Origin of the sequence: Acinetobacter sp. YH12251 (genome assembly GCF_013417465.1) — a bacterium.
GTDB classification, from domain to species: domain Bacteria; phylum Pseudomonadota; class Gammaproteobacteria; order Pseudomonadales; family Moraxellaceae; genus Acinetobacter; species Acinetobacter amyesii.
In genome coordinates, this window is the sequence record NZ_VPDZ01000006.1 from 89,021 (window position 1) to 111,699 (window position 22,679).

Annotated in this window: 22 protein-coding genes and 1 tRNA gene; 10 read left to right on the forward strand and 13 right to left on the reverse strand. The window is 39.8% G+C overall.

Annotation, left to right across the window (positions count from 1 at the left end):
• Positions 1-24 precede the first annotated feature (24 nt).
• From purT to FTV27_RS06310, 3 genes are all read right to left on the reverse strand, one after another.
• On the reverse strand, positions 25-1,239 hold the full coding sequence (purT, locus tag FTV27_RS06300; RefSeq protein ID WP_171263820.1) for a formate-dependent phosphoribosylglycinamide formyltransferase: 1,215 nt from the start codon (positions 1,237-1,239) through the stop codon (positions 25-27).
• 900 nt (positions 1,240-2,139) lie between these two features.
• A complete protein-coding gene (ygaH, locus tag FTV27_RS06305) occupies positions 2,140-2,487 on the reverse strand; it encodes an L-valine transporter subunit YgaH (RefSeq protein ID WP_078189050.1) in 348 nt (115 codons plus the stop codon).
• A complete protein-coding gene (locus FTV27_RS06310; protein ID WP_180077577.1) occupies positions 2,484-3,236 on the reverse strand; it encodes an AzlC family ABC transporter permease in 753 nt (250 codons plus the stop codon). Before FTV27_RS06310 ends, ygaH begins: the two co-directional genes overlap by 4 nt.
• 103 nt (positions 3,237-3,339) lie before the next feature.
• Between FTV27_RS06310 and FTV27_RS06315 the strand changes: the two genes are divergently transcribed.
• Both FTV27_RS06315 and FTV27_RS06320 read left to right on the forward strand, forming a co-directional pair.
• Entirely contained in the window at positions 3,340-3,819 is a 480-nt protein-coding gene (locus FTV27_RS06315) for a hypothetical protein (protein WP_180004110.1), read from the forward strand.
• A gap of 432 nt (positions 3,820-4,251) precedes the next feature.
• Entirely contained in the window at positions 4,252-4,410 is a 159-nt protein-coding gene (locus FTV27_RS06320) for a hypothetical protein (protein WP_180133541.1), read from the forward strand.
• Positions 4,411-4,506: 96 nt separating this feature from the next.
• On the opposite strand, the gene FTV27_RS06325 is transcribed toward FTV27_RS06320, so the two are convergent.
• A complete protein-coding gene (locus FTV27_RS06325) occupies positions 4,507-5,214 on the reverse strand; it encodes a Crp/Fnr family transcriptional regulator (RefSeq protein ID WP_180077579.1) in 708 nt (235 codons plus the stop codon).
• A gap of 100 nt (positions 5,215-5,314) precedes the next feature.
• Between FTV27_RS06325 and FTV27_RS06330 the strand changes: the two genes are divergently transcribed.
• Complete coding sequence (locus tag FTV27_RS06330; protein ID WP_180077581.1) at positions 5,315-5,854, forward strand: DUF962 domain-containing protein; 540 nt, start codon at positions 5,315-5,317, stop codon at positions 5,852-5,854.
• A 64-nt stretch (positions 5,855-5,918) separates the two neighbouring features.
• Here FTV27_RS06330 and FTV27_RS06335 read toward each other — a convergent pair whose 3' ends face one another.
• Both FTV27_RS06335 and ychF read right to left on the reverse strand, forming a co-directional pair.
• On the reverse strand, positions 5,919-6,353 hold the full coding sequence (locus FTV27_RS06335; protein WP_249748796.1) for a hypothetical protein: 435 nt from the start codon (positions 6,351-6,353) through the stop codon (positions 5,919-5,921).
• 231 nt (positions 6,354-6,584) lie between these two features.
• Positions 6,585-7,676 carry a redox-regulated ATPase YchF gene (ychF, locus tag FTV27_RS06340; protein ID WP_078189045.1) on the reverse strand — a complete coding sequence of 364 codons (1,092 nt, stop codon included), beginning with the start codon at positions 7,674-7,676 and terminating at the stop codon, positions 6,585-6,587.
• Positions 7,677-7,945: 269 nt separating this feature from the next.
• On the opposite strand from ychF, the gene FTV27_RS06345 reads away from it, so the two are divergent.
• Complete coding sequence (locus FTV27_RS06345; RefSeq protein ID WP_180012150.1) at positions 7,946-8,710, forward strand: glutathione S-transferase family protein; 765 nt, start codon at positions 7,946-7,948, stop codon at positions 8,708-8,710.
• A gap of 81 nt (positions 8,711-8,791) precedes the next feature.
• Here FTV27_RS06345 and FTV27_RS06350 read toward each other — a convergent pair whose 3' ends face one another.
• Entirely contained in the window at positions 8,792-10,120 is a 1,329-nt protein-coding gene (locus FTV27_RS06350; protein ID WP_180077583.1) for a hypothetical protein, read from the reverse strand.
• Positions 10,121-10,604: 484 nt separating this feature from the next.
• Between FTV27_RS06350 and FTV27_RS06355 the strand changes: the two genes are divergently transcribed.
• Positions 10,605-11,075 carry an Lrp/AsnC family transcriptional regulator gene (locus FTV27_RS06355; RefSeq protein ID WP_067763303.1) on the forward strand — a complete coding sequence of 157 codons (471 nt, stop codon included), beginning with the start codon at positions 10,605-10,607 and terminating at the stop codon, positions 11,073-11,075.
• A gap of 89 nt (positions 11,076-11,164) precedes the next feature.
• On the opposite strand, the gene FTV27_RS06360 is transcribed toward FTV27_RS06355, so the two are convergent.
• The 3 genes from FTV27_RS06360 to FTV27_RS06370 form a co-directional block, all read right to left on the reverse strand.
• Positions 11,165-11,917 carry a YebC/PmpR family DNA-binding transcriptional regulator gene (locus FTV27_RS06360; RefSeq protein ID WP_111886000.1) on the reverse strand — a complete coding sequence of 251 codons (753 nt, stop codon included), beginning with the start codon at positions 11,915-11,917 and terminating at the stop codon, positions 11,165-11,167.
• A gap of 301 nt (positions 11,918-12,218) precedes the next feature.
• The gene (locus tag FTV27_RS06365; protein WP_180077584.1) at positions 12,219-12,788 is read right to left on the reverse strand and encodes a 1-acyl-sn-glycerol-3-phosphate acyltransferase; all 570 of its coding nucleotides are present in this window, start codon (positions 12,786-12,788) and stop codon (positions 12,219-12,221) included.
• A 764-nt stretch (positions 12,789-13,552) separates the two neighbouring features.
• A tRNA-Ile gene (locus FTV27_RS06370) sits at positions 13,553-13,629 on the reverse strand.
• Positions 13,630-13,997: 368 nt separating this feature from the next.
• On the opposite strand from FTV27_RS06370, the gene FTV27_RS06375 reads away from it, so the two are divergent.
• Together FTV27_RS06375 and FTV27_RS06380 are read left to right on the forward strand one after the other, a co-directional pair.
• Positions 13,998-16,202, forward strand: a complete 2,205-nt coding sequence (locus tag FTV27_RS06375; protein WP_180077586.1) for an OsmC domain/YcaO domain-containing protein — start codon at positions 13,998-14,000, stop codon at positions 16,200-16,202.
• Between the two features lie 536 nt (positions 16,203-16,738).
• Positions 16,739-16,963 carry a hypothetical protein gene (locus FTV27_RS06380; RefSeq protein ID WP_180034670.1) on the forward strand — a complete coding sequence of 75 codons (225 nt, stop codon included), beginning with the start codon at positions 16,739-16,741 and terminating at the stop codon, positions 16,961-16,963.
• Positions 16,964-17,088: 125 nt separating this feature from the next.
• Here the strand turns inward: FTV27_RS06380 and bioB are convergent, their stop codons facing one another.
• Both bioB and queG read right to left on the reverse strand, forming a co-directional pair.
• Positions 17,089-18,081 (reverse strand): biotin synthase BioB, encoded by a 993-nt coding sequence (gene bioB / locus FTV27_RS06385; protein WP_180077588.1) that lies wholly within the window; start codon positions 18,079-18,081, stop codon positions 17,089-17,091.
• Positions 18,082-18,357: 276 nt separating this feature from the next.
• Positions 18,358-19,452, reverse strand: coding sequence for a tRNA epoxyqueuosine(34) reductase QueG (gene queG / locus FTV27_RS06390; protein WP_180077590.1), 1,095 nt, complete (start codon positions 19,450-19,452; stop codon positions 18,358-18,360).
• Positions 19,453-19,472: 20 nt separating this feature from the next.
• On the opposite strand from queG, the gene FTV27_RS06395 reads away from it, so the two are divergent.
• Together FTV27_RS06395 and FTV27_RS06400 are read left to right on the forward strand one after the other, a co-directional pair.
• On the forward strand, positions 19,473-20,960 hold the full coding sequence (locus FTV27_RS06395; RefSeq protein ID WP_180077592.1) for an NAD(P)H-hydrate dehydratase: 1,488 nt from the start codon (positions 19,473-19,475) through the stop codon (positions 20,958-20,960).
• A gap of 1 nt (position 20,961) precedes the next feature.
• The gene (locus FTV27_RS06400) at positions 20,962-21,237 is read left to right on the forward strand and encodes an acylphosphatase (protein WP_168379658.1); all 276 of its coding nucleotides are present in this window, start codon (positions 20,962-20,964) and stop codon (positions 21,235-21,237) included.
• Positions 21,238-21,306: 69 nt separating this feature from the next.
• Here the strand turns inward: FTV27_RS06400 and ruvC are convergent, their stop codons facing one another.
• Positions 21,307-21,852, reverse strand: coding sequence for a crossover junction endodeoxyribonuclease RuvC (gene ruvC / locus FTV27_RS06405; protein WP_078189034.1), 546 nt, complete (start codon positions 21,850-21,852; stop codon positions 21,307-21,309).
• 132 nt (positions 21,853-21,984) lie between these two features.
• On the opposite strand from ruvC, the gene FTV27_RS06410 reads away from it, so the two are divergent.
• Complete coding sequence (locus FTV27_RS06410) at positions 21,985-22,557, forward strand: FxsA family protein (protein ID WP_078192890.1); 573 nt, start codon at positions 21,985-21,987, stop codon at positions 22,555-22,557.
• Positions 22,558-22,679 lie beyond the last annotated feature (122 nt).

Sequence of the window (22,679 nt, forward strand, 5' to 3'; positions counted from 1 at the left end):
GTGGTCCGTTAAGGTGTTACAAACTTAGTTTTGTTGAACACTGACTTGTTGTGCAGCATGTTGAGCAAGTTCACGCGCATGATCTGTGGTTTCAGCACGTGCTGTTGCTACGCCCATACGGCGACGTTTAAAGCCTTCTGGTTTACCAAAGAGGCGTAAATCGGTGTCTGGATTAGCCAAAGCAAGATTTAAGCCAGTAAATGATAAATTGGTATCATCCACGCCTGCATAGATGACTGCGCTCGCAGCAGTACTGTGTCGAGCAGTATTCACAGGCAGACCAAGAATGGCACGTGCATGCAGTTCGAATTCGCTTTGGAATTGCGATGCAAGAGTGACAAGGCCTGTATCGTGTGGACGAGGTGATACCTCACTAAACCATACTTTATCGCCTTTGACAAACAGTTCCACCCCAAAAATGCCACATCCACCTAATGCAATGGTTACTTTATTGGCAATACGCTTGGCTTCTTCTAATGCAAGAGCAGTCATGAGTTGTGGCTGCCAACTTTCTACATAGTCGCCAGCGTCTTGGCGGTGGCCAATCGGATCGCAGAATGATGTTTCAATTTCACCTGTTTCTGCATTTTTTGCACGAACAGTCAGCAGGGTGATTTCAAAGTCAAAGTCAATTTGTGATTCCACGATCACTGTACCTTGATTTACACGTCCACCTGTTTGTGCATATTCCCAAGCAGCATCGACTTCATCAAAGCTTTTTACACGTGACTGTCCTTTACCCGAAGACGACATGACAGGCTTAACAAAGTTTGGATAACCAATGTCATCGCATGCAGCACGGAACGCTTCAAGTGTGTTGGCAAATCGGTAGGCTGAAGTCGGGAGTCCAAGCTCTTCGGCAGCTAGACGGCGAATCCCTTCACGGTTCATCGTCAGGTTGACAGCTTTTGCAGAAGGAATGACAGTGGCGATATTTTGTTCTTCAATCTCGACCAAAACTTGAGTCGCAATGGCTTCAATTTCAGGGACAATCAAATGAGGCTTCACTTGAGAAATTAAGGCTTTAAGTGCCTCAGGATCTGCCATATTTAAAGTATGAGAAAAATGTGCAACTTGCATGGCAGGAGCATGGTCATAACGATCGGCAGCATGAACTTCTACACCCAAACGTTGTAATGAAATCACAACTTCTTTACCGAGTTCACCAGAACCTAACAGTAAGACTTTATACGCTGAAGACTGAAGTGGAGTACCAATAGTGACGCTCATGTAAATCATCCATGCTTGATTTTATGGGAATTTAAGCATAGCAGAACTTGTTCGAGAGATAAGCGAGTGTTCACATAAATAAATGATATTGTCCAACAATTTTTTTTATATCTTTATGGGGAGCGTTCGTGTAATTATTTATCTGTTAAAATCTTTAAAAAGTGGTAATTAGTTGTTTTTAGTTAAATTCACTTTAAATATGCCTACATTTTTTACACATGCACGGAATGGCTTAATATCCAAATTTGCACATTGAAGCGCACAAAGCTGTATAGATGTTTGGCGGAAATTGGACCAGTACAGCAATCCGAGCAGTGGTGCGACGCATATGCATAAAATCAATATTAAGCCAATTAAAATGGCAGTGAAATAGAGTGCGTCTGCAGCTACCGATAGAAGGTGAAATGATGAATTGAGCCATGAACTGAGGCTGAAAATGCACAATAGAAAAATCAATAAGAAGCCGATCAGCTGCAGAAAATTGCTGAATAGGCGGGGCATCGATATGTGTGAAAACATCAGGCGACGTGGATGTAAGTGCAGAATCTGCTGTGTGCAGTTATATAAGCCCACAATCTTTTGTTGCTGATTTTTCTCTATATAAATGGCGCGGATCAGATCTGCAGGTTGGCAATGTACAGCGCAGAAATTACCACTGAACAGCTGGCGTTGAATGAAGCATTGAAAATATATACTTTCGATGGGCTTTTGCAGTCCCCAACTCAATTCAGATGGTTGTCTGGAATGAATATAAATTTTGCCTTGAATAAAATGGTACTTTGCCATCTATTGGTTTTCGCTAGATTTTTTATGTTATATGCTGACTATCTCATAAATATTGCAGATTAAAAAGCACAGGATAAATAAGCATGTGCTCGAGATTTTATTTGGATTGTCGCTGACACGGCTTTAGAGATGAAAAGGTATATAGGTATAGACTAAGCCGTAAGTCAGTGCTGCAGTGAGCGTGGCTGGTACAATTTTCTTAAACTTGAAATACAAACCTGCAAGCACAGCAAATCCAACCAACATGGCAAAGCTTTTATTTGGGGTTTCAAGCAGAGGTGGTAAGGTTGCAACCACCAACATTGAACTAATTGCGGCAATGCCAATCGAGCCCAAAGCGATTTTGAGCCATAAAGAACCACGCTGCTGTGAACCTTGCTGAAATTTCTGAATTACAAAAAATGGCCCAAACCGTGATGCAAAATTCGCAATTCCGACCAAGATCCCGACCAGGATAATTTCTAGATTCATGATGCTTCACCCATATGCTCAGGATCAGGTTTTTTTAAAACATAATGTTTGAATAAACCGGCAAAAATACCAGAAGAAATACCGATAAAAATCGCGGCAGACAAGTCAATAAAGTAGCAGGCAATCGCAGAAACAATAATTGTAACCGTGACCACAAATGTATGTTTTTTCTCAAATGCTGCAAGTAAAAAGCTTAAAAACAATGCAGGCAGTAGAAAGTCGAGAGCAGCTTGTAAAAATTGTGGAAGGTTGCTGACTTGATCGGCAAATAAACCGCCTAAAAATGATCCTGTTGCCCAAGACAGCCAACTAAATAAGCTGAGTCCTAACATCCAAGATTCTGACCATTCTTGACGATGTTGCGACAGTTTGATCATACCTGATGCGAAAACTTCGTCAGTTAAACCCCAAGCCCAAACTGCAGTTTTCTTTAAATTGAGTCGGTCTTGAATCAGGTTTTGTAAGGCAGGGCCATAGAGTAAATGGCGGATATCGAGGGCAATTACAGTAAGAGCAGTCATCCAAATAGATGTTCCACTTCCCAGTAAAGCAACGACGAGAAACTGACTGGCACCTGCATACATGGAGCATGATAAAAATAAGGCTTCCCACGCAGTGAAACCAAATTGAGTCGCAGAAACCCCAAATGCAAAAGAAACAGGAAGATAGGTAAAGATAATGGCTTGACTATCTTTAGCACCTTGCCAAAAACCCGCAGGCTGAACTGTAGGAAGTTTGTGCTCAGACACGACACACCTTTGAAAGAGTTGAACAACAGGTCAAATGATGATTGAGTATTGTACTCGAATTCACTAGCATATTGCCGAATATGTTTGCTGAAATGAGCCGGATATGCAGAGGTTAAAGATGCGTGGGATACTGATTGTTTCATTATTGAGCAGCACGGTGTTGTTGCAGGCCTGTGGTAATGATGGAGCTGAACAAGCTCAAGTCGAAATTAAAGCAGCACCTAAATTAACCAATGATGCAACGGAGTATGCTGCCAAAGCTTGGGCGTTTATCAATGAAGTCGATCCGATTGTTTATGCAAAGCAAGTCGATCAGATGGAAGAGAAAGTTCGTATTCCAGCGCGTAAATTGAGTACCGAATGGCGTATCAATGTCAAAATGACCGATTCTGTGACTGAAGGTAAATATGCACTGTGTCGTAAAGCTTTAACAAGTCTGGAAATTTGGGCACGTGAAAGTATTGATCAGAGTTCGACTGTTGCACAAAAGCAAGCAGATTATGAGCGTGATAAAAATCAATGCAAAGGTGCGATTGAAAACCCTGAACTCGGAAATACCGATCCGAAAAAAGTAGGCGTTTAACTCGATCATAGCAGTGAATTTTCACTGCTTTTTTTGGAAAGTATCAAAAAACAAGAATAAATCTATAATAGAGGATTGGAAAATCCTCCTCAAAGTATCGCTATTTCATATAAAAAATAAATCAGACTGCTGTCTTTGCGTTGAGCTTAGTTTCAAATTTACATGTTTATTTTTTGAATTTAAATAGATAAAGCATTGATAATGAATTGTAAAAATATCTTTTGAGAAAAATTTATTGTTAAAAACTCCCCATTATAGAACGCTAGTCGTCTGACTTTCTCTTCAATTAATATCTTTAAAATATTAATAATACAAAGTATGAATAATGTAATAAAAAATTAAAATTATCATTATTTGATAAATTGTGTAAAAATAACTGCGTATAAGATGAAGTATGTAAATTAAATTAAAGACGTTGAATAGGTGATTAAGATGAAAAAAACATTAATGATGTTATCGGTTTTGGCTGTTTTGACTACAGCAGTCAATGTACAAGCAGCGACTGAAGACAAATCAGAAGCATCAACTCAAGAAGTTGCAGCATGTACAAATGGTTTTGACAGTGTAAATGTTTGCCAATTATTGTCTTGATCAAAATTCGATAAAGCGAAGTGCCACAAATAAAAGCAAAATAATTATAAAGAATCATTCTGGTGCAATTAAATGCACTTATTTAAATCACAAATGTCAGACATCATGCACAGGAAGTGCATGAGCAATCTGATGTAACTGCGCTAGATCTAAAATTTCAATTTGTTTAAACGCAACACGAAGCACCTGCATTTTTTCCAACTGCTGAAGCTCCTGATTGACTGATTGTCTTGAGCAATTCATCAGTTGCGCGAGTTGTTCCTGTGAGATGTGTATGGTGTGTTGCTCAATTTCCAAATGATTTCCATATCCATTTAAAATAAACAGCAGGCGCTGTGCGAGACGTTGACTTAAACTTTGCGTTTGTAAGGCAATGAGTTCCATAAAAGCATAGCGAAGCTTTTGACTGGTGAGCTGGGCAATATGAAACCAAAACTCGGGGTGTTGTTGTAATAATTGCTGAATTGCTTGAGCCGGTAAGTGTAATAAGGTGGATTTTTTGGTACAGATGGCATCGTGAGAACGTGGTAATTGGTCAACCAAGGATATTTCGCCAAACCACATAATCGGCTCAGCAATGGCGGCAATCGCTTCTTTGCCATGAATATCGATATAGCCTAAGCGAACTGCACCTTCTAAGACCGCATACATACCATTAAAACGCTGTCCTGATAAAAAAACACGTGCGTCTTTTTCGAAAGTTAAGGTCAGGGCATGGCCGCAGATAAAGTCTTGGAAGGAAACATTTAAGCCTGAATACCACACATTTTTATTGAGTTGATGCACATATTGAGCGTCCAGCACAGCATATCCTTATTTTATGGTCCAACTTGTCTATTAGCTGACAACTTTATTGATGCATTTTTTATATAGTGAAATGAGTAAATGAACAAGGAGTAAGTTGATGAGCAAGCTTGAAAGACTGCTAAGCCAATATGCAGCATATCATTTAGATCGAAAAAATGTGCTAACGCATTTTGTGGGTATTCCGCTTATTGTGTTTTCGATTATGTGTCTAACCGCACGAGCAGGGCTGATGATTTCAGGTTTTGAACTGACCCTTGCATTGTTGTTGATTATTGCCAGTGTCATCTATTACCTGAGTTTAGATAAAATTTTCGGTTTGATCATGCTTTTGGTGTTTGCAATCACATATCCCTTAGCCTTAATGATCGCAAAAATGAGCCTTATGTCTTGGCTGATCTGGAGTGTGGGGATCTTTGTAGTGGGTTGGATCATCCAGTTTATCGGTCATTATTATGAAAAGAAAAAGCCTGCGTTTATGGATGATGTCATTGGCTTGGCAATAGGGCCTTTATTTGTTCTAGCTGAGTTTGTGTTTCTACTAGGCTTTCGTAAAGAGCTTGAACAACGCATGCTGACAGAAGCAAGAAGACAGCGCGCAGAGATGGATGCAAAAGCATTACAAACTGCTCACCCATAAATGATTTGAATAAAAAAGCCGGATAATTCCGGCTTTTTTTTGCGATGTGTTGATTCTCAACTGTTTAGGATTTAACAGCTGCTTTATGTTGTTCCGCTGCGACCTTTTGTGCAGCGATTTTTGCTTTTGCGTCAGTATTTGCAGCTTTGGCAGCATGGGCTGAAGTTTTAGCTTCTGATTTTGCTTGTGTTGCAAGATGCTGTGCTTGAGCTGCATCATGTTTTGCTAATTTTTGATTATGTTTCACTTTACTCTGAGCCAATTGGCTGGCTTGTTTTGCATCGTGTCGAGCGACTTTTGCATCATGCTGCGCAGCTTGTGCTGCATGTGTAGCAGTACGGTCCTGATGTTTTGCATCTTTAGCAATGGAAACACAAGTACCACCTTTATGGTTTGCACCTGTACCACCTGTAAGTGTGGTGCCTTGTGGACATGCAAACGCAGTTGCACTAAGCATTGTAAAGATACCTGCTGTTAGAATTGTGCTGATTTTTTTCATTGCTATTGTTCTATGAAAATAGGCATTAGTGCCTATGAGTAAATTTATAGCAGAACGGTAGAGATTTAAGTCGTTGCACTGTGGTGACTCGGCAACCAAATCATGTATTCGTGTCGATATAATTTTGTTTTTAAGTAGGTTTTAAGTTTTTAAATATGCTTATTTTTTGACTTGAGCTTTTGCCTGAAATTAAAAAAGCCAGCAAATTGCTGGCTTCTTATGAGTACTGTCTTATACGTTAAAACGGAAGTGTAAAACATCGCCATCTTGAACGATGTATGTTTTACCTTCTAAACGCCATTTACCTGCTTCTTTAGCGCCAGCTTCACCGTTGTATTGAACGAAGTCGTTGTAGGCAACACATTCAGCACGAATAAAGCCTTTTTCGAAGTCAGTGTGAATCACACCTGCAGCTTGAGGTGCAGTTGCACCAATTTTTACTGTCCAAGCACGAACTTCTTGTACACCCGCTGTGAAGTATGTTTGAAGGCCGAGTAAGCCATAACCTGCACGAATAACTACGTTTAGACCAGGTTCTTCCATGCCTAAAGCTTCAAGGAATTCCGCACGGTCTTCGTCTTCAAGTAATGAAATTTCTGCTTCGATTTGGTTGCAAAGTGGAACCACAATCGCATTTTCTTCAGCAGCTAATTTTTGTACTGCTTCTAAGTGAGGGTTATTTTCGAAACCATCTTCTGCAACGTTGGCAATATACATGGTTGGTTTAAGGGTTAAGAAGCCATAACCACGCACCAATTTACGTTCATCTTCATCAAGGTCAGCTGCACGCGCAGGTTTACCTTCATCCAGTAAAGGTAAGATTTTGTCTAAAACAGCTTTGGTCGCAATCGCTTCTTTATCGCCGCCTTTTGCAGATTTTGCTAGACGTGTAATTGCTTTAGAAACAGCTTCTAAGTCAGCAAGTGCAAGTTCAGTGTTGATTGTTGCGATATCGTCAAGTGGATCAATTTTGCCATTTACGTGAATGACATTCTCGTCTTCAAAACAACGTACAACATGTGCAATAGCATCCGTTTCACGAATGTTGGCTAAGAATTGGTTACCAAGGCCTTCACCTTTAGATGCACCAGCAACGAGACCTGCGATATCCACAAATTCCATCGTGGTTGGGACAACACGTTGTGGGTTTACAATTTCAGCAAGTTTATCCATACGTGGGTCAGGTACAGGTACAATCCCAGTATTTGGCTCAATTGTACAGAATGGGAAGTTTTCAGCAGCAATCGCAGCTTTGGTTAATGCGTTGAAAAGCGTTGATTTACCAACGTTCGGCAGGCCGACAATACCACAGTTAAAACCCATGAAATAACTCACAAAGTATTATAAAAAAATTGTGGATGATTTTACATGAAAGCCATAATAAAGTCAGGTGATATGGGCAGGAGAATGTATATCTTATTGAATCGCGCAGAGATAGAGATGAATTCACGTCTGAATAATGCTTGAGTTGCACTACAGATGCAGAATAGGTGCAAAAATGACATTGTGTTTCAATAACACAGTGACTAAAGTATCCCTATAAAATTACTGGGTTTTATAAACTACAGTTACAACAAAAACTTGGAGCTTTTATGCGAACTCTCTACCAGTTTCCACTCTCACATTTTTGTGAAAAGGCGCGCTGGTTACTCGATCATAAAGAGTTGGATTATGTGGCTCATAATTTAATGCCGGGTGTACATCGTGCATTTGCACAGCTTAAAACAGGGCAAAACAAATTACCGATTTTACGTGATCAAGATCATTGGGTTGCAGATTCAACTCAAATCGCCTTTTACTTGGATGCGACCTACCCCGAACATAGTCTGATCCGTCCAGATGTCAAACTGCGTGAAGACGCTTTAGAAATTAATGAACTCTCCATTGAGTTAGGCCAACATGTGCGCCGTTGGGGGTTGGCACATGTATTAAATGAAAGTGAAGAATCACTTGATATTTTAATTGGTGAAAAGGGCTATTTACGTCAGTTTGAAAAATATTCCAAGCCCATTATAAAGGCACTGGTTTCTAAAGGTTATCAATTAGATACGGATAAGGTTGCGGCTTCACGTGAGCGATTGGACGAAATTGTGGTTGATTTAAATCAACGTCTGATCGAACAAGGTGGGCGTTATTTTGTAGGCGACCGATTAGGTTTGGCTGATATTGCAGTGTGTTCAATGTTGGCGCCGATATTAGAGATTGTTGGAACGCCGTGGGAAAAAGAGCATGGCGAAACTTTGTCAGAAGAGTTTAAAGCTTACAAAGCCTATTTGAGCGATTTGCCTTTAGGTCAATATGTGCAACGTATATACCAAACAGAACGGAATGCACGGGTAGATTGGCGTGGTGTATAAACCCTTTATATGAAAAATTTACGTCATATTGCTTTAAAAAAGCGCGCCTAAAAGCGCGCTTTTTCGTCAGACATTCAATCCTTAAATATAGCTTTGTTGTTGAATATCCAAAATATTCAGCACTGGACTGATACTATCGGCTTGTAAAGTATTCAGCGGCATAACAGGGTAGAAGATATTTCCTAGCGCATCTTTAATACTTGGGATGATGGTGGAGATATCAAAATCACCTTGAGCAGAACCTAAATTTTCCAATAGGTCATTAATATTCGGTAATTGGCCTGTGAGGTTTTCAGTCAATTGGTTGAACTGATCCGAGATTGAACCCAGATCAATTTTTTCTGCAGCAAGATTGCCGAGTAAATCGCCAAGATCTGGAATGGTCAGTTGATCGAGGAACTGAGTCGCTTCACCATTGCTGTCCATCAGAGCAATGACTGGTTTCAACGAGTCAATCACTTGATTTAAATTAGTTGAAAGCGTCAGTAAGGATGGATTGTTGACCACATCCAAAATGGTGCTCACGCTATTTAATACATCATAAATCGCTTTGACGGTTTGAGCCTGATCCGTATCGATGACATCGCTTTTTGCCAGTAAATCTAAAAGCGGATTAAGTCCTTTGATCACCCCTGAAATGGTCTCAGGGATATTGCCTTGGTTGGCTGATGAAATGGCGGTCACTAGATTGGTCACACTTCCAATCACAGTCGGTAAAGCATGACTCAATTGTTCCATATCAATAGTTGAGTTGTCTTTATTGATTGAAGCTAATAAAGGTAGGAGGGCAGTCGTTGCACCTTGTGCAATTTGCCCAAAGTCGATGTTTCCAGAAGACGAGCTCCCAATCATCTGAATAATAGGTTGCGTATATTCTAAAACTTGGCTGAGTGTATTGATAATTTGTGTTGCATCCGTTGACCCTGTTGCGCTTCCAAGCATAGCAAGCAATGGTTTGATGGCATTTACAGCATTGCTAATATTGTCAGGAAGATTACCTTGATCATTGGTGCTACTCAGTAAACTTTGCAAGCTGTTGACAATGGTAGGTAAAGATTGAACCAACTGATTCATCTCTGTTGAGCCAGCGTTGCTACCTAAGTTTTGTAGGAGTGGTTGCAGAGTTGTCATCAATGTCTTGAGTGCATCCGAATTTGAACCGTTATTGGATGTAAGACTTTGAATCGTGCTAATCACTTGCGGAAGCGATTTAGTCAGTGCGCTAAAATCAAAAGACTTTGTGCCACCTAAATTACACAATAATCCTGTCAGCGTATCTGTGATATTGGTTGTAGGTTTAAGCGGGCTAAGTAGGTTACTGACCGTGCTGCTAATTGTACTGAGCTGTAGGGAAGGACTTAGTACAGAACTTAATTTTGAGCTGAGTGAACTCAGTAATTTAATTGCCATGTTTATTCTTCCGTTTTTGTTTTTTTGTATATTTATGAACCGCCGCTATTTTTTAATGTAATTACCAAATCTAGTAAATAAGTGAAAAAAAGCAAAATGTGAAATAGAGCGCACATTGAAAAATATAGTAAAAATAAAAAGTTGAAAAATATAAAATAAAATTTATTTTCCTTTTATCTGAAATTGATTTATTCAGATCAATGGAATGCATCGAGAAGCTTTATTGGTAGGTTGTCTAAAGACGTTATTTAGAATATAAAAACTAAACTTTGATGAAAAAACATTCATTTAAACACGATATTTATGCAAATTATTATGTTCATAATGCATATGAGCTTTATTATTTTTAATAAATCATGCTATACATGAGAAAACTTGCACATAAATGCTGATTTTAAAACTTAAAATAACATTGAAAATGACAACAGGTGTTTGATGAATTGGGATCATCAGCACTGTTTTCAAAAATGGCTGGAGTAGACTGATGGAACTAGACCGTTTTGATAAACAAATTTTAGAAATTTTGACCCATGAAGATGTCAATTTAAATGAACTGTCAGAGCGGGTGAATTTATCGGTCAGTTCAGTTCATCGTCGGATCAAACAATTGATTGATCACAATATTATCAGTGGTCTAAAACGTGAAATTAATTATCAAAAATTGGGCTTTAGTTTGCATGTACTGCTGCAGGTGTCCTTAAGCAAACATGATACCGATACATTTGCTAAATTTTTAGAAGAACTTGAAAGTATTCCAGAAGTAATCAATGCATTTTTAGTGACAGGGCAGTCGGCAGATTTTATTGTTGAAGTCGTTGCGCGTGATATGGAAAATTATAGTGAAATTTTACTCAAACGTATTGGTAAAATTGAACATGTGGTTGCATTACATTCGAGCTTTGTAATTAAACAATATAATGTTTTTAACTGTAATGGCTTATTAAATAAGGTTTAAATGCAGCCCTCATATATAAACTCAAACAGTTGAAAGCTAGGCAATAAAAAACGCACCGAAGGGTGCGTTTTATACTTCACTCGATTGAACTATAGAGCTTCTAACTCAGCCATCACTTCATCGGTGAATTCAACGTTGGTATACACGTTTTGAACGTCGTCAAGATCTTCAAACATATCAATCATTTTGATGATTTTTTTCGCTTGTTCGATATCTGAAATTAACGCTTTAGTTGAAGGGTTCATGACCACTTCGGCGTTATCAGATTTTAAACCTGCTGCTGCAAGTGCATCCTGAACCTCACCGAAAGTTTCAGGTGTGGTGATAACTAGAATTTCTTCTTCGTCCACTTCGATGTCTTCAGCACCCGCTTCTAAAGCGACGTCCATGATTTGATCTTCTAAAGAAACATCTTCAAAAGTAATCTCACCACGTTTGGTAAACATATAAGCTACTGAACCTGCAGTACCTAAATTACCATCAGTTTTCGAGAAGCAATGACGAACGTCAGGAACAGTACGGTTCAAGTTATCCGTCATTGTTTCAATGATGACCGCAACACCACCAACGCCATATCCTTCGTAGGTTACTTCTTTTAGATCGGTATTTTCTTCACCGCCCACACCACGTTGGATCGCACGGTTAATGGTGTCACGTGTCATGTTTGCAACTAATGCTTTTTCAACAACAGCACGTAAACGTGGGTTAGATGCTACATCACCGCCGCCTAAGCGTGCAGCTGTCACGATTTCACGGATAAATTTTGTGAATACTTTAGCGCGGCTTGCATCTTGTTTTGCTTTACGATGCTTAGTATTAGCCCACTTGGAATGACCCGCCATGCGAAATATGCTCCTTGTAGATTGGCCTTATGCCTATCAAATTGAGCAAATTCTACCATAATGGCTTTTTTGTGTGAAAGTACTGGATTTCATGAATTGAGTAGTTGAAAAAAAAATATCCAAATTTGAGAAAATAATGTGAAATGTCTAAACGCCCGTACTGTAATTTTTCTTATGATGAGAATCGGGCTAAAAGGGGGAGTCTGATCCTGTTATAACAGGAAGATATAAATGTACAATGCGTGGAGCACGATACATTTATATCTTTAAATACGTATATCTTAAAAAACGTGAATTGCGCTTAGTCTTTATTTTTAGGTTCTGGGATCACGATGTCTAAACCTACTTTATCTTTATAGAGCTGCTTGATTAAGGCTAAATCGTGATCGAGCTCAGTCGGGTAAATCTTACCGAAAATACCACCTTGTTTGGTTTTTGAGTTGGCATACATTAATACAATCGGCACACCTGCTGCTTTAGCAATATACCAAAAACCTGTACGAATTGGTTTTCGTGCTTCACCACGTACTGCACGGGTCGCTTCTGGAGCAATGACTAAATTAAATTTTTCGTTAACTTCAAAATGCTCAACCATTTGAGTCACGATGTCTTTATTGGCTTTACGGTCTACAGGAATACCGCCAATCGCTTCAAGAACAGGTTTAAATGGACCTTTAAAGAGTTCTTTTTTAATCAGCGTGTGAATTTTAATGTCGTAAATTTGGCAAAGGGCCAATGAAAGAACAGCATCCATCATTGAGGTGTGTTCAAAGCCGACGATCACTTGTTTATTTTCTAAAACATCAGGTTCTACGTGGTATTTCCAGCCCGCCAATTTAAATGCGGATTCGCCAATAAACTTTTTCAACATAGTCGGTGATACGGTGATTTAAAAAAGGTGTAATTTCTGCTTGTTTGTCCTATGAGTCAAGAGCATTTAAGTGAGCTTTGATCCGAATTGTGCATATATTTCAAATCGGATTAAAAAAGAGGGCTGAAGTCTTATATTTTTTAGCAATAAATCGGTTAAATTTTATATAGCAAAGCTATCATCATAGATAAAAATACTCTTAAAAATTTGCTAAATATGGCTAGGCACCGTCAGAAATTCTTATTAGACTTTTGTCGTAGGTTAAAACTTTTAACCTGTTGGTCTTAACTCGTTTTCTAACGGAGAACTCAAGCATGATTTATTTAACTGCTGTGTTATTCGCTGTTGCTATGTTTGCTTTGATTGTTATTTGGTCAATTATTGAGTTTTATTTGGACTTAAGAAAGCCTGAACAGGTTGAGTCTTAATTTTTGCGCTTATAAAATGCGAAATATGTAGTATTTCTAAAAGTCATGAATCAAAAAAACATTTGCTTATAATGAATAAAATAATATCTTTTAAGTATAACAAATCGTGACTTAATTTACGGGTATTTAGAACTTAAGCTTTTACATTTTTCTTGAATGTATTTTTTTATAACCTACTTCTCGTATTAAGCAATCGTGGTTTACTCAAGCTGGCTTGAAGTTTTGTGCGTATCTATAGGTTATCTGCCATATCTTTTAAAGGCTTAGACTGACTTTATTTAGTTTTTAACATTAAAAAACCCCTTACGATTAGTACACGTAAGGGGTTGTTTTATATGGTGGGCCCACACAGACTTGAACTGTGGACCAACGGATTATGAGTCCGCTGCTCTAACCAACTGAGCTATAGGCCCTATATTCTGAATGTGTTATTTATCAACAAGTTCAGACGCAAAGCATACTAGCGAAGATTTTTTTAAAAGACAAGCCTTTTTCTTCACGGCTGCACACTAACACAACAAATTGGCTGTAGTTGCAGCAGTTGAGCTTGGATTCGACCAAAATGCACAAAGTGTCGAATCCTATCGTGATGTAAATCACGACAAAAGTTATCAAACAGTCAAAATAACCTTATAATAATGCCCATTCTTGTCAGTACCGTGCCCAACAGCGCTTAGATTGGTACTGGCCTCACATTTTTAAGTCAATGTCCTACAGTTATTCGGCTTATGTTTTCATTTTTATGTGTTGCACTGACACATAAGAATATTTAGGTGCCCACATGGAAATTAAGGTTAATTATCTCGATAACCTTCGACAAGAAGCCAAATTTGATGACTTCACGGTAATTGCCGACCAACCTATTCGCTATAAAGGTGATGGTTCTGCTCCCGGACCATTCGACTACTTTTTAGCGTCATCAGCATTATGTGCAGCTTATTTTGTAAAAGTGTATTGTGCAGCACGAGACATTCCGACAGAGAATATCCGCCTATCACAAAACAATATTGTTGATCCTGAAAACCGCTACAAGCAAATTTTCAAAATCCAAGTTGAACTGCCTGCGGATATTTCAGAAAAAGACCGTCAAGGCATTTTGCGTTCAATTGACCGCTGTACGGTTAAAAAAGTGATTCAGACTGGTCCTGAGTTTGTCATTGAGGAAGTAGAAAGCATTGATGCAGATGCACAAGCTTTACTTATGCCAAATTTAGCGTCAGAAAGTACCACGTTTATTCCGGGTAAAGATCTGCCATTAGAAGAAACCATTGCCAATATGTCAGGTATTTTGGCTGGTTTAGGCATGAAGATTGAAATTGCATCATGGCGTAACATCGTGCCGAATGTTTGGTCTCTACATATTCGTGATGCACAATCGCCAATGTGTTTTACCAATGGTAAAGGCTCAACCAAAGAAAGCGCATTAGCTTCGGCTTTGGGTGAATTTATTGAACGTCTCAATTGCAACTTCTTCTATAACGACCAGTTCTGGGGTGAAGAGATTGCCAATGCTGACTTTGTGCATTACCCAGATGAAAAATGGTTCCAACCCGGCCCAGAAGGCGAGTTACCTGTCGAAATTTTGGATGACTACACACGTGAAATTTATAACCCAGAAAATGAGTTATTAGGTACACATCTATATGACACCAATTCAGGAAATATAGCACGCGGTATTTGCTCTCTTCCATTTGTCCGTCAGTCCGACGGTGAAACAGTGTATTTCCCATCAAACTTGATTGAAAATTTATACTTGTCAAACGGGATGAGTGCAGGGAATACGTTGGCTGAGGCTCAAGTGCAATGTTTATCGGAAATCTTTGAGCGTGCGGTCAAACGTGAGATTTTAGAAGGTGAATTGGCATTACCAGATGTCCCTGAAGAGGTTTTAGCCAAATATCCAAGTATTGTTGCAGGTATTAAAGGGCTTGAAGAACAAGGTTTTCCTGTATTGGTAAAAGATGCTTCACTTGGTGGTCGGTACCCTGTGATGTGCGTAACCTTAATGAACCCACGTACTGGTGGGGTTTTTGCATCTTTTGGTGCGCACCCTAAACTCGAAGTGGCTTTAGAGCGTAGCTTAACCGAGCTTCTACAAGGTCGTAGCTTTGAAGGTCTAAACGATCTACCAAAACCAACTTTTAGTTCAAATGCAGTCACTGAGCCAAATAACTTTGTAGAACACTTTATTGACTCAAGTGGTTTGGTGTCTTGGAAATTCTTTAGCGCACAATCAGACTATGATTTTGTAGAGTGGGATTTCACATCTGAAGGTGAAAATGCCAATGCGGAAGAAGCTGCAGCGATGTTTGCGATTCTAGAAGACATGGGCAAAGAAGTGTATATGGCGGTCTACCAGCATCTAGGTGCTACGGCATGTCGTATTTTAGTTCCGGGTTATTCTGAAGTATATTTGGTTGAAGACTTGGTTTGGGATAATACCAACAAAGCTTTGGACTTCCGTGAGGATATTTTAAACATTCATCGTTTAGATGAAGACGAGTTAGTGTCATTGGTTGAGCGCTTAGAAGAGCTTGAAGTGGATGACTACACGGATATTGTGACGCTCATCGGGATTGAGTTTGATGATAATACCGTATGGGGTCAATTAACGGTTCTTGAGCTCAAACTACTGATCTATATTGCGCTACAAGAGTTTGAAGAAGCAAAAGAGTTGGTCGAAACCTTCCTTCAGTACAACACCAATACGGTCGAACGTGGTTTGTTCTATCAATGTATGAATGTGGTTTTAGAAGTTGAATTGGACGATGACTTAGATCTCAATGACTATGAACATAATTTCCGTCGTATGTTTGGTGACGAACGTATGGATGCAGTGATTGGTTCAATGGATGGCAGTCTTCGCTTCTACGGTTTAACTGAAACCAATATGCAACTTCAAGGTTTAGATCGTCATTTACGTCTGATTGATAGCTATAAAAAATTGCATGCTGCACGTGCGAAGTTTGCCAGTCAGAACGTTTAAATCTGGGCTTGTGAATAACGTTACTCATGTGATCATCTATTTGAAAAAACTCTCCTAAGGGGGAGTTTATTTGTGCAAAATTTGCTGAAAATTAATCTATATCTGTGATGTTGATATTAATAAAAATCCTTATAACTCAGGTGAATATAAGGAAGGCTTAAAAATAACCGATTATCCGAAATTGTGTCATTTTAAAGTAAAGATATTTGACTCATTGGAAAAATATGCTAATAAATTAGCTATGGCGTGTTTAGGCATGATCATAATATTTCAGGACGAAATATTCAGAAGCACATTAATAAATAAACGGGAGTTTTAACAACATGCTTCAATTATTCAGAAAACTATTTTGCATGCATATTTACGAATACGAGCAAATGGAAGAAATCGGTTCGCACAAGGAATGTCGTAAGTGCGGTGTGACAAAGTAATGCAGAGTCTCAGCCGAAAAAAAAGTGAGCGAAAGCTCACTTTTTTAATGCCGGTCAATATTGAAATCATTAAAATAGAATCACATTCACAGTTTTCATGCAGATATGAGTAAAGATTTTCAAGCCGAGCGTTATACCGTCGATGCCAATATGGCAGATACCATTGCATGGTTATTACAACATCAAGATTGCTTTGAATCTTTTCATTATGATGCGATTCAGCAGCAATTGGTGGTTCAACATGCCAATGGTCAAGACATTATTCGTGAAGGGGATTATTTAAATGCAGGCTATGGAATTTTAATAACAGCACATAACTTTGTTAAGTAAACGATATATTTTCCCTACTCATGGTGATTTAGCCATTTCATTTATTCGCACCATCTCTTGCATTGCACTTTGATACCTATCACTGATCATTCAATTGAACTAAGCCCCGAACTTCGGGGCTTATTTTAAGCCATTTGCATAGCATCAGTTGAAAGCTGTGCAGCAGTTGGTTTGGGCTGTTCAGCCACTAAACCGAGTTTGCTAAATAAAAGCTGATCTTTGCCTTCGCCTGCATTTGGCGTGGTCAGTAGTTTTTCACCAGAAAAGAGTGAATTTGCACCTGCCATAAATGCCAAAGCTTGTTCTGAATCACTCAGGGATTCACGACCTGCAGAGAGTCGAATATAGCTTTTTGGCATAATGATCCGTGCGACTGCAATGGTGCGAATCCATTCGATCACATCAAGTTTCTCAACCTCTGCAAGTGGGGTACCTTGAATAGGGACAAGGAGATTAATCGGCACGGATTCAGGATGAATCGGCAGCGTTGCCAACTCCATCAAAAAGGCGATACGGTCATCACGGCTTTCACCTAAGCCCACAATTCCGCCGCTACAGATTTTCATTCCAGATTGGCGAACATAGTCTAGCGTCGTTAAACGGTCATCATAGCTACGCGTGCTAATGACATTGGGATAATACTCACGAGAGGTATCGAGGTTATGGTTGTAATAATCTAAGCCTGCCTCGTGTAGGCGCTCTGCTTGAGATTGATTCAGCATGCCAAGGGTCATACAGGTTTCAAGTCCAAGCGCTTTGACTTCACGCACCATTTCTAACACATAGGGCATGTCCCGTTCATGTGGATTGCGCCATGCAGCGCCCATACAAAAACGCGAAGAACCTGAGGCAAGCGCAGCTTTCGCTTCATTGATGACTTTTTCCACAGCCAGACGTTTTTCAGCCTCTAATCCAGAGTCATAATGTGCGGACTGTGAGCAATATTTACAGTCTTCAGGGCACTTACCGGTTTTAATCGAAAGTAAGGTGCTGACTTGAATATGATTGGCTTGGAAATATTCACGGTGAATGGTCTGTGCTTGGAATAATAAATCCATCAATGGTTGTTGATACAACTCTTGTATTTCTGGATGTGTCCAGTCATTTCGGTAGCTCATAAATGATCCATATTTTCTGCCTAATGCAGATCATCATACGTAAAATTTGCAGACTTCCAAGACTATTTTGTAACATTGAAATTTAGCTAAAATACATTGAAATGACTTTTTCAAAGAACTTTTGATATTTAAGATACTTACAAAGTTATGCTAAATGACAGCACAATCGCTGCAATGTTTATTTTAGCTAAAAAATTAATTTTCTTGGATTACGTCACTAAGTTTTAGCTTAAATGAAAACTTAGTAAGGATCTGGAAAATAGAGAATAAAAACCCTTAAAGCATTTTTGAGTTTTGTTCTGCAATTGCCCAATCAATATGAACTTGCACAATCGCGTCATGTTTTTCGCGAGAATTTTTTAATGATTGAACAATATTTGAACTGTATGGTGCATTGCCTAAGCCTATCGCGATATTTCGCATAAAGCTTTGATAGCCTGTTCGTCGTATAGGACTGCCTTCAGTACAGCTTAAAAAAGTGGCTTCATCCCATTGCCAAAGATCTAATAAACTCACTTGGTCGAGGCCATGACGTGGATAAAAGTCCTCAATTTGAGTTTTATGCGCAAAGCTATTCCATGGACAAATAAGTTGACAGTCATCACAACCAAACACACGGTTGCCAATGCCACGGCGTAATTCTTCAGGAATGATGCCTTTGTATTCGATGGTTAAGTAGGCAATGCATTTACGTGCATCTAACATATAGGGCTCAACGATGGCCTGAGTTGGACAGATATCAATACAGGCTGTGCATGAACCACAATGTTTGGTTGCCGGCGAATCAAAAGGCAAATCGAGTGATGTAAACAGCTCACCTAATACAAAAAATGAGCCTGATTTTTTATGAATCAGTAAGGTGTGTTTGCCTGTCCAGCCCATGCTTGCATTTTCAGCTAAGGATTTTTCAAACACTGGTGCAGAGTCGGCAAAGGGTCTAGATTCAAAATCTCCGATTTTTTCACGGATGATATTCGACAAGGTTTTTAAACGACCACGCATGACTTTGTGGTAGTCACGACCTCGTGCATAGCGTGCAATGATGGCTGAGTTTGGCTCATCAGGAACATAACGTGGTTTTGGGGTTTCGACCAAATAATCCATGCGGACACAAATGATACTGCGGGTGCCGGGGACTAAAAGTGCTGGATTGGCACGTTTTTCAAGGTTTTCCTCTAGGAATTTCATATCGCCATGATAACCACGTTCTAAATATTCTTTAAAACGAGGGAGTTCCTCTTGAGCATCTGGCTTTGCGATGACACAATCAGAAAAACCTAAATTTAAGGCTTGTGCTTTAATCCATGCTTTTAGGGTTTCTGGATCATATTGATCGACAGGAATTTTTTGTGCAGGAGTTGAAGCGGCCATAATCATAACAAGGAAAAACAATGCGTCTGCAAGTTTACCATAGCCCTGTTTATCTTAGCCAAAGTATTCAAGCTTGGGAGCAGCGTTGGTTTGCTCAGCACAATAGCAGTTATGGTCTGATGCAGCAGGTCGCATGGTCGATTGCTCAGCAACTCATTCCAAGGTTAAAGCAGCAAAATTTAAAAAATATCGCTGTATGTTGTGGACAGGGCAATAACGCAGGAGATGGCTATCTTACAGCGCAATACCTACAGCAAGCAGGCTTTCAAGTCGATATCTATGCCGCTGAAATTGGAGCATCGAAAGATTTACATTCTGCTGTACAAGAAGCGATAGATCACAAGCTCAAGATCTATACACATTTTGATTTTCAGCATGACTATGACGTTTATATCGACGCATTATTTGGTATAGGGCTCAATCGTGAACTTTCTAGCGAATGGCAAGCCATTATTCAACGATTAAATGCATGCACGGGACTCAAAGTTGCTATTGATATTCCAAGCGGTTTACATGCCAATACAGGACAGCCTTTACCCATCGCATTTCAAGCCGATTATACCTTTACGGCATTGGGTCTAAAAGCAGGGCTATTTACAGGTCAAGCGAAGGAATATGCAGGTGAAGTTTCGGTGATAGCATGCATACCGACTGATGCTGAGCTTGAACCACTTGCGTATTTGTCGCCACAGAAAATCACTTTACCTGCACGTCAAGCTTTTGGTCATAAAGGCAGTTATGGCCATGTTTTGGTTGTTGGTGGCCATGCTGAAATGGGTGGGGCGGTGATTATGGCTGCTGAGGCTGCATTCCATGCAGGTGCAGGTAAGGTTACGGTTGTTTGTGATGCACGACATCACACCGCTATTTTGGCGCGCGCACCGAATATTATGCTACGCGATATCAATGCATTAACTACAGAAGCGATTCAGCAACTGATCGATCATGTCGATGCGATTAGCTTTGGCATGGGGCTTGGTCGTGACGATTGGGCACAACAGCAGTTTCAGTCATGGTTTCCATTGATTCAGCAGTCAACCTTGGAAATTGTTTTGGATGCAGATGCCTTATGGTTTCTAGCTGAAGCACCTAAAAATTTGAATGCACGAACCTATGCAACGCCACATCCGGGTGAAGCTGCGAAATTACTGGGTATTACTACTGCTGAAGTTGAAGCAGATCGTGTACAAGCAATTCAGTATTTAAAAGAAAAATTTCAAGGTCAATGGGTGCTTAAAGGCGCAGGCAGCTTAATACTTGAAGATCAGCTTTGGATTTGCACCGCAGGTAATGCAGGAATGGGTACAGGCGGTATGGGAGATGTGCTTGCAGGGATGATTGCAAGTTTAAAAGCACAATTTCATCAGCAAATTCATCTGCACGAAATCGTAAGCCTGCATGCTTTAGCAGGTGATGTATTAGCGAAGTCGGGGATGCGTGGTTTGCAAGCACAGGATATGGCCCAAGCGGTTTATCATGTGGTCAATCATTCAGGAGTTGAAGACTAAAATGCATGCGGTTAAATTGCGAATTCAAGGTAAAGTGCAGGGTGTTGGCTACCGTCGTTGGTTTGAGCAGCAAGCGCTTGCACTCGGTTTAAATGGCTATGTGAAAAATCTAGCGACGGGCGAAGTTGAAGCGCTGATTATTGGAACTGAAGATGCCATTCATAAAATACTGAAACACAGTCTGGTGGGGCCTTTACGAGCAGACGTGACTAAAATCGATCAGCAAGAAATTCCAATGCATGAATTAGACTATAGCGGTTTTAAAATGATCCGCTAAATTTGATCACTAGATTGAGTGGGCTTTGAAAACTGTCTGAATTACTGAGCGATATGATTTGACGATTATTTATCGACGTCGAGTGCTTACACGGCTTCGGCCACGAGCCATACCACCTAAGGCATTCAGTACAGCCATTTTACTCATACTACCAGACGCATGCGCATGACAAATCGCGGCAGCCAAAGCATCGGCTGCATCCTGCTGGGGTTTGATGCTTAGGTTCAGAATGCGCATAACCATCATTTGGACTTGTTCTTTATCTGCAGCACCATAGCCGACCACAGATTGTTTGATTTGCCGCGCAGTATATTCAGCGACTTGTAAATCTAAATTGGTTAAAGCAGCAATAGCAGCGCCACGTGCTTGACCTAATTTTAAGGCCGAGTCAGGGTTTTGAGCCATAAATACTTGTTCAACCGCTGCTTCAGTAGGCCCGTGAAACTTTACGATACGATCAATACCAGCAAAGATACGTTTTAAGCGTTCAGGCATTTCTGTTGTTTCGGTACGAATGGTGCCAGCATCGACAAAACGTAGTTTAGAACCATCCTTTTCGATGATGCCGTAACCAGTTAAGCGCGACCCAGGGTCAATACCGATAATTAATGACATGTTTGCCCTATTTGCCCTTTAAAAATAAAATAATGCCCATATTGTTACATAAGCGTGTCAAAAAAGCTTGATAGTGATTGAGCAGTTGAACGCAACACCTTAAATTAATTTACTGAGATTTGTTTAATTTTCATGAAATTATTTCTTCTGATTTTAGCAGGCTTGATCCTGGAAGTGTTTGTCTGGATCGGTGTGGGCGACCTCGTCGGCAGCATGTGGTATGTCTTTTTCTGGTTCGTGGCGGCCTTCTTTATAGGGATGAATATTATCCGTAAATATTCATCAGGTCTGATGCCTCAAATGCAGCAAATGCAAGCAGGTCAAATGAGTAATGATCCAGCTTTAACTGGAAATTTACCAAAAATTTTGGCTGGTTTCTTATTGCTGTTACCGGGTCTAATCTCAGATATTATGGCATTACTTATTTTGATTCCACCTGTACAAAATGCCATGAAAGCAGTCATGATGAAAACAATGATGAAGCGTCAGCAAGCCATGATGGAAAAAATGATGGGTGGCATGATGGGCGATATGGGAGGCATGGGCGGTGCTCAAGGTCAGAACCCATTTGCAGATATGATGCGTCAAATGCAAGATATGCAAAATCAACAATCAGGTCGTGATTCATCCGTTATTGATGGTGAAGCTCGTGAAGTGACGCCAGATGCGAAACAAATTGAACTGAAAGATGTCAATAAAAAATAATTAACTCAGTATGAAAGGCCGAATGTGTATTCGGCTTTTTTTTTGCGTAAATTTTGATACGGCCTAAAAATAAACCTTGTGTTGCCAACAAAAAAAATTGAACAGGCGATATAATCTTCACG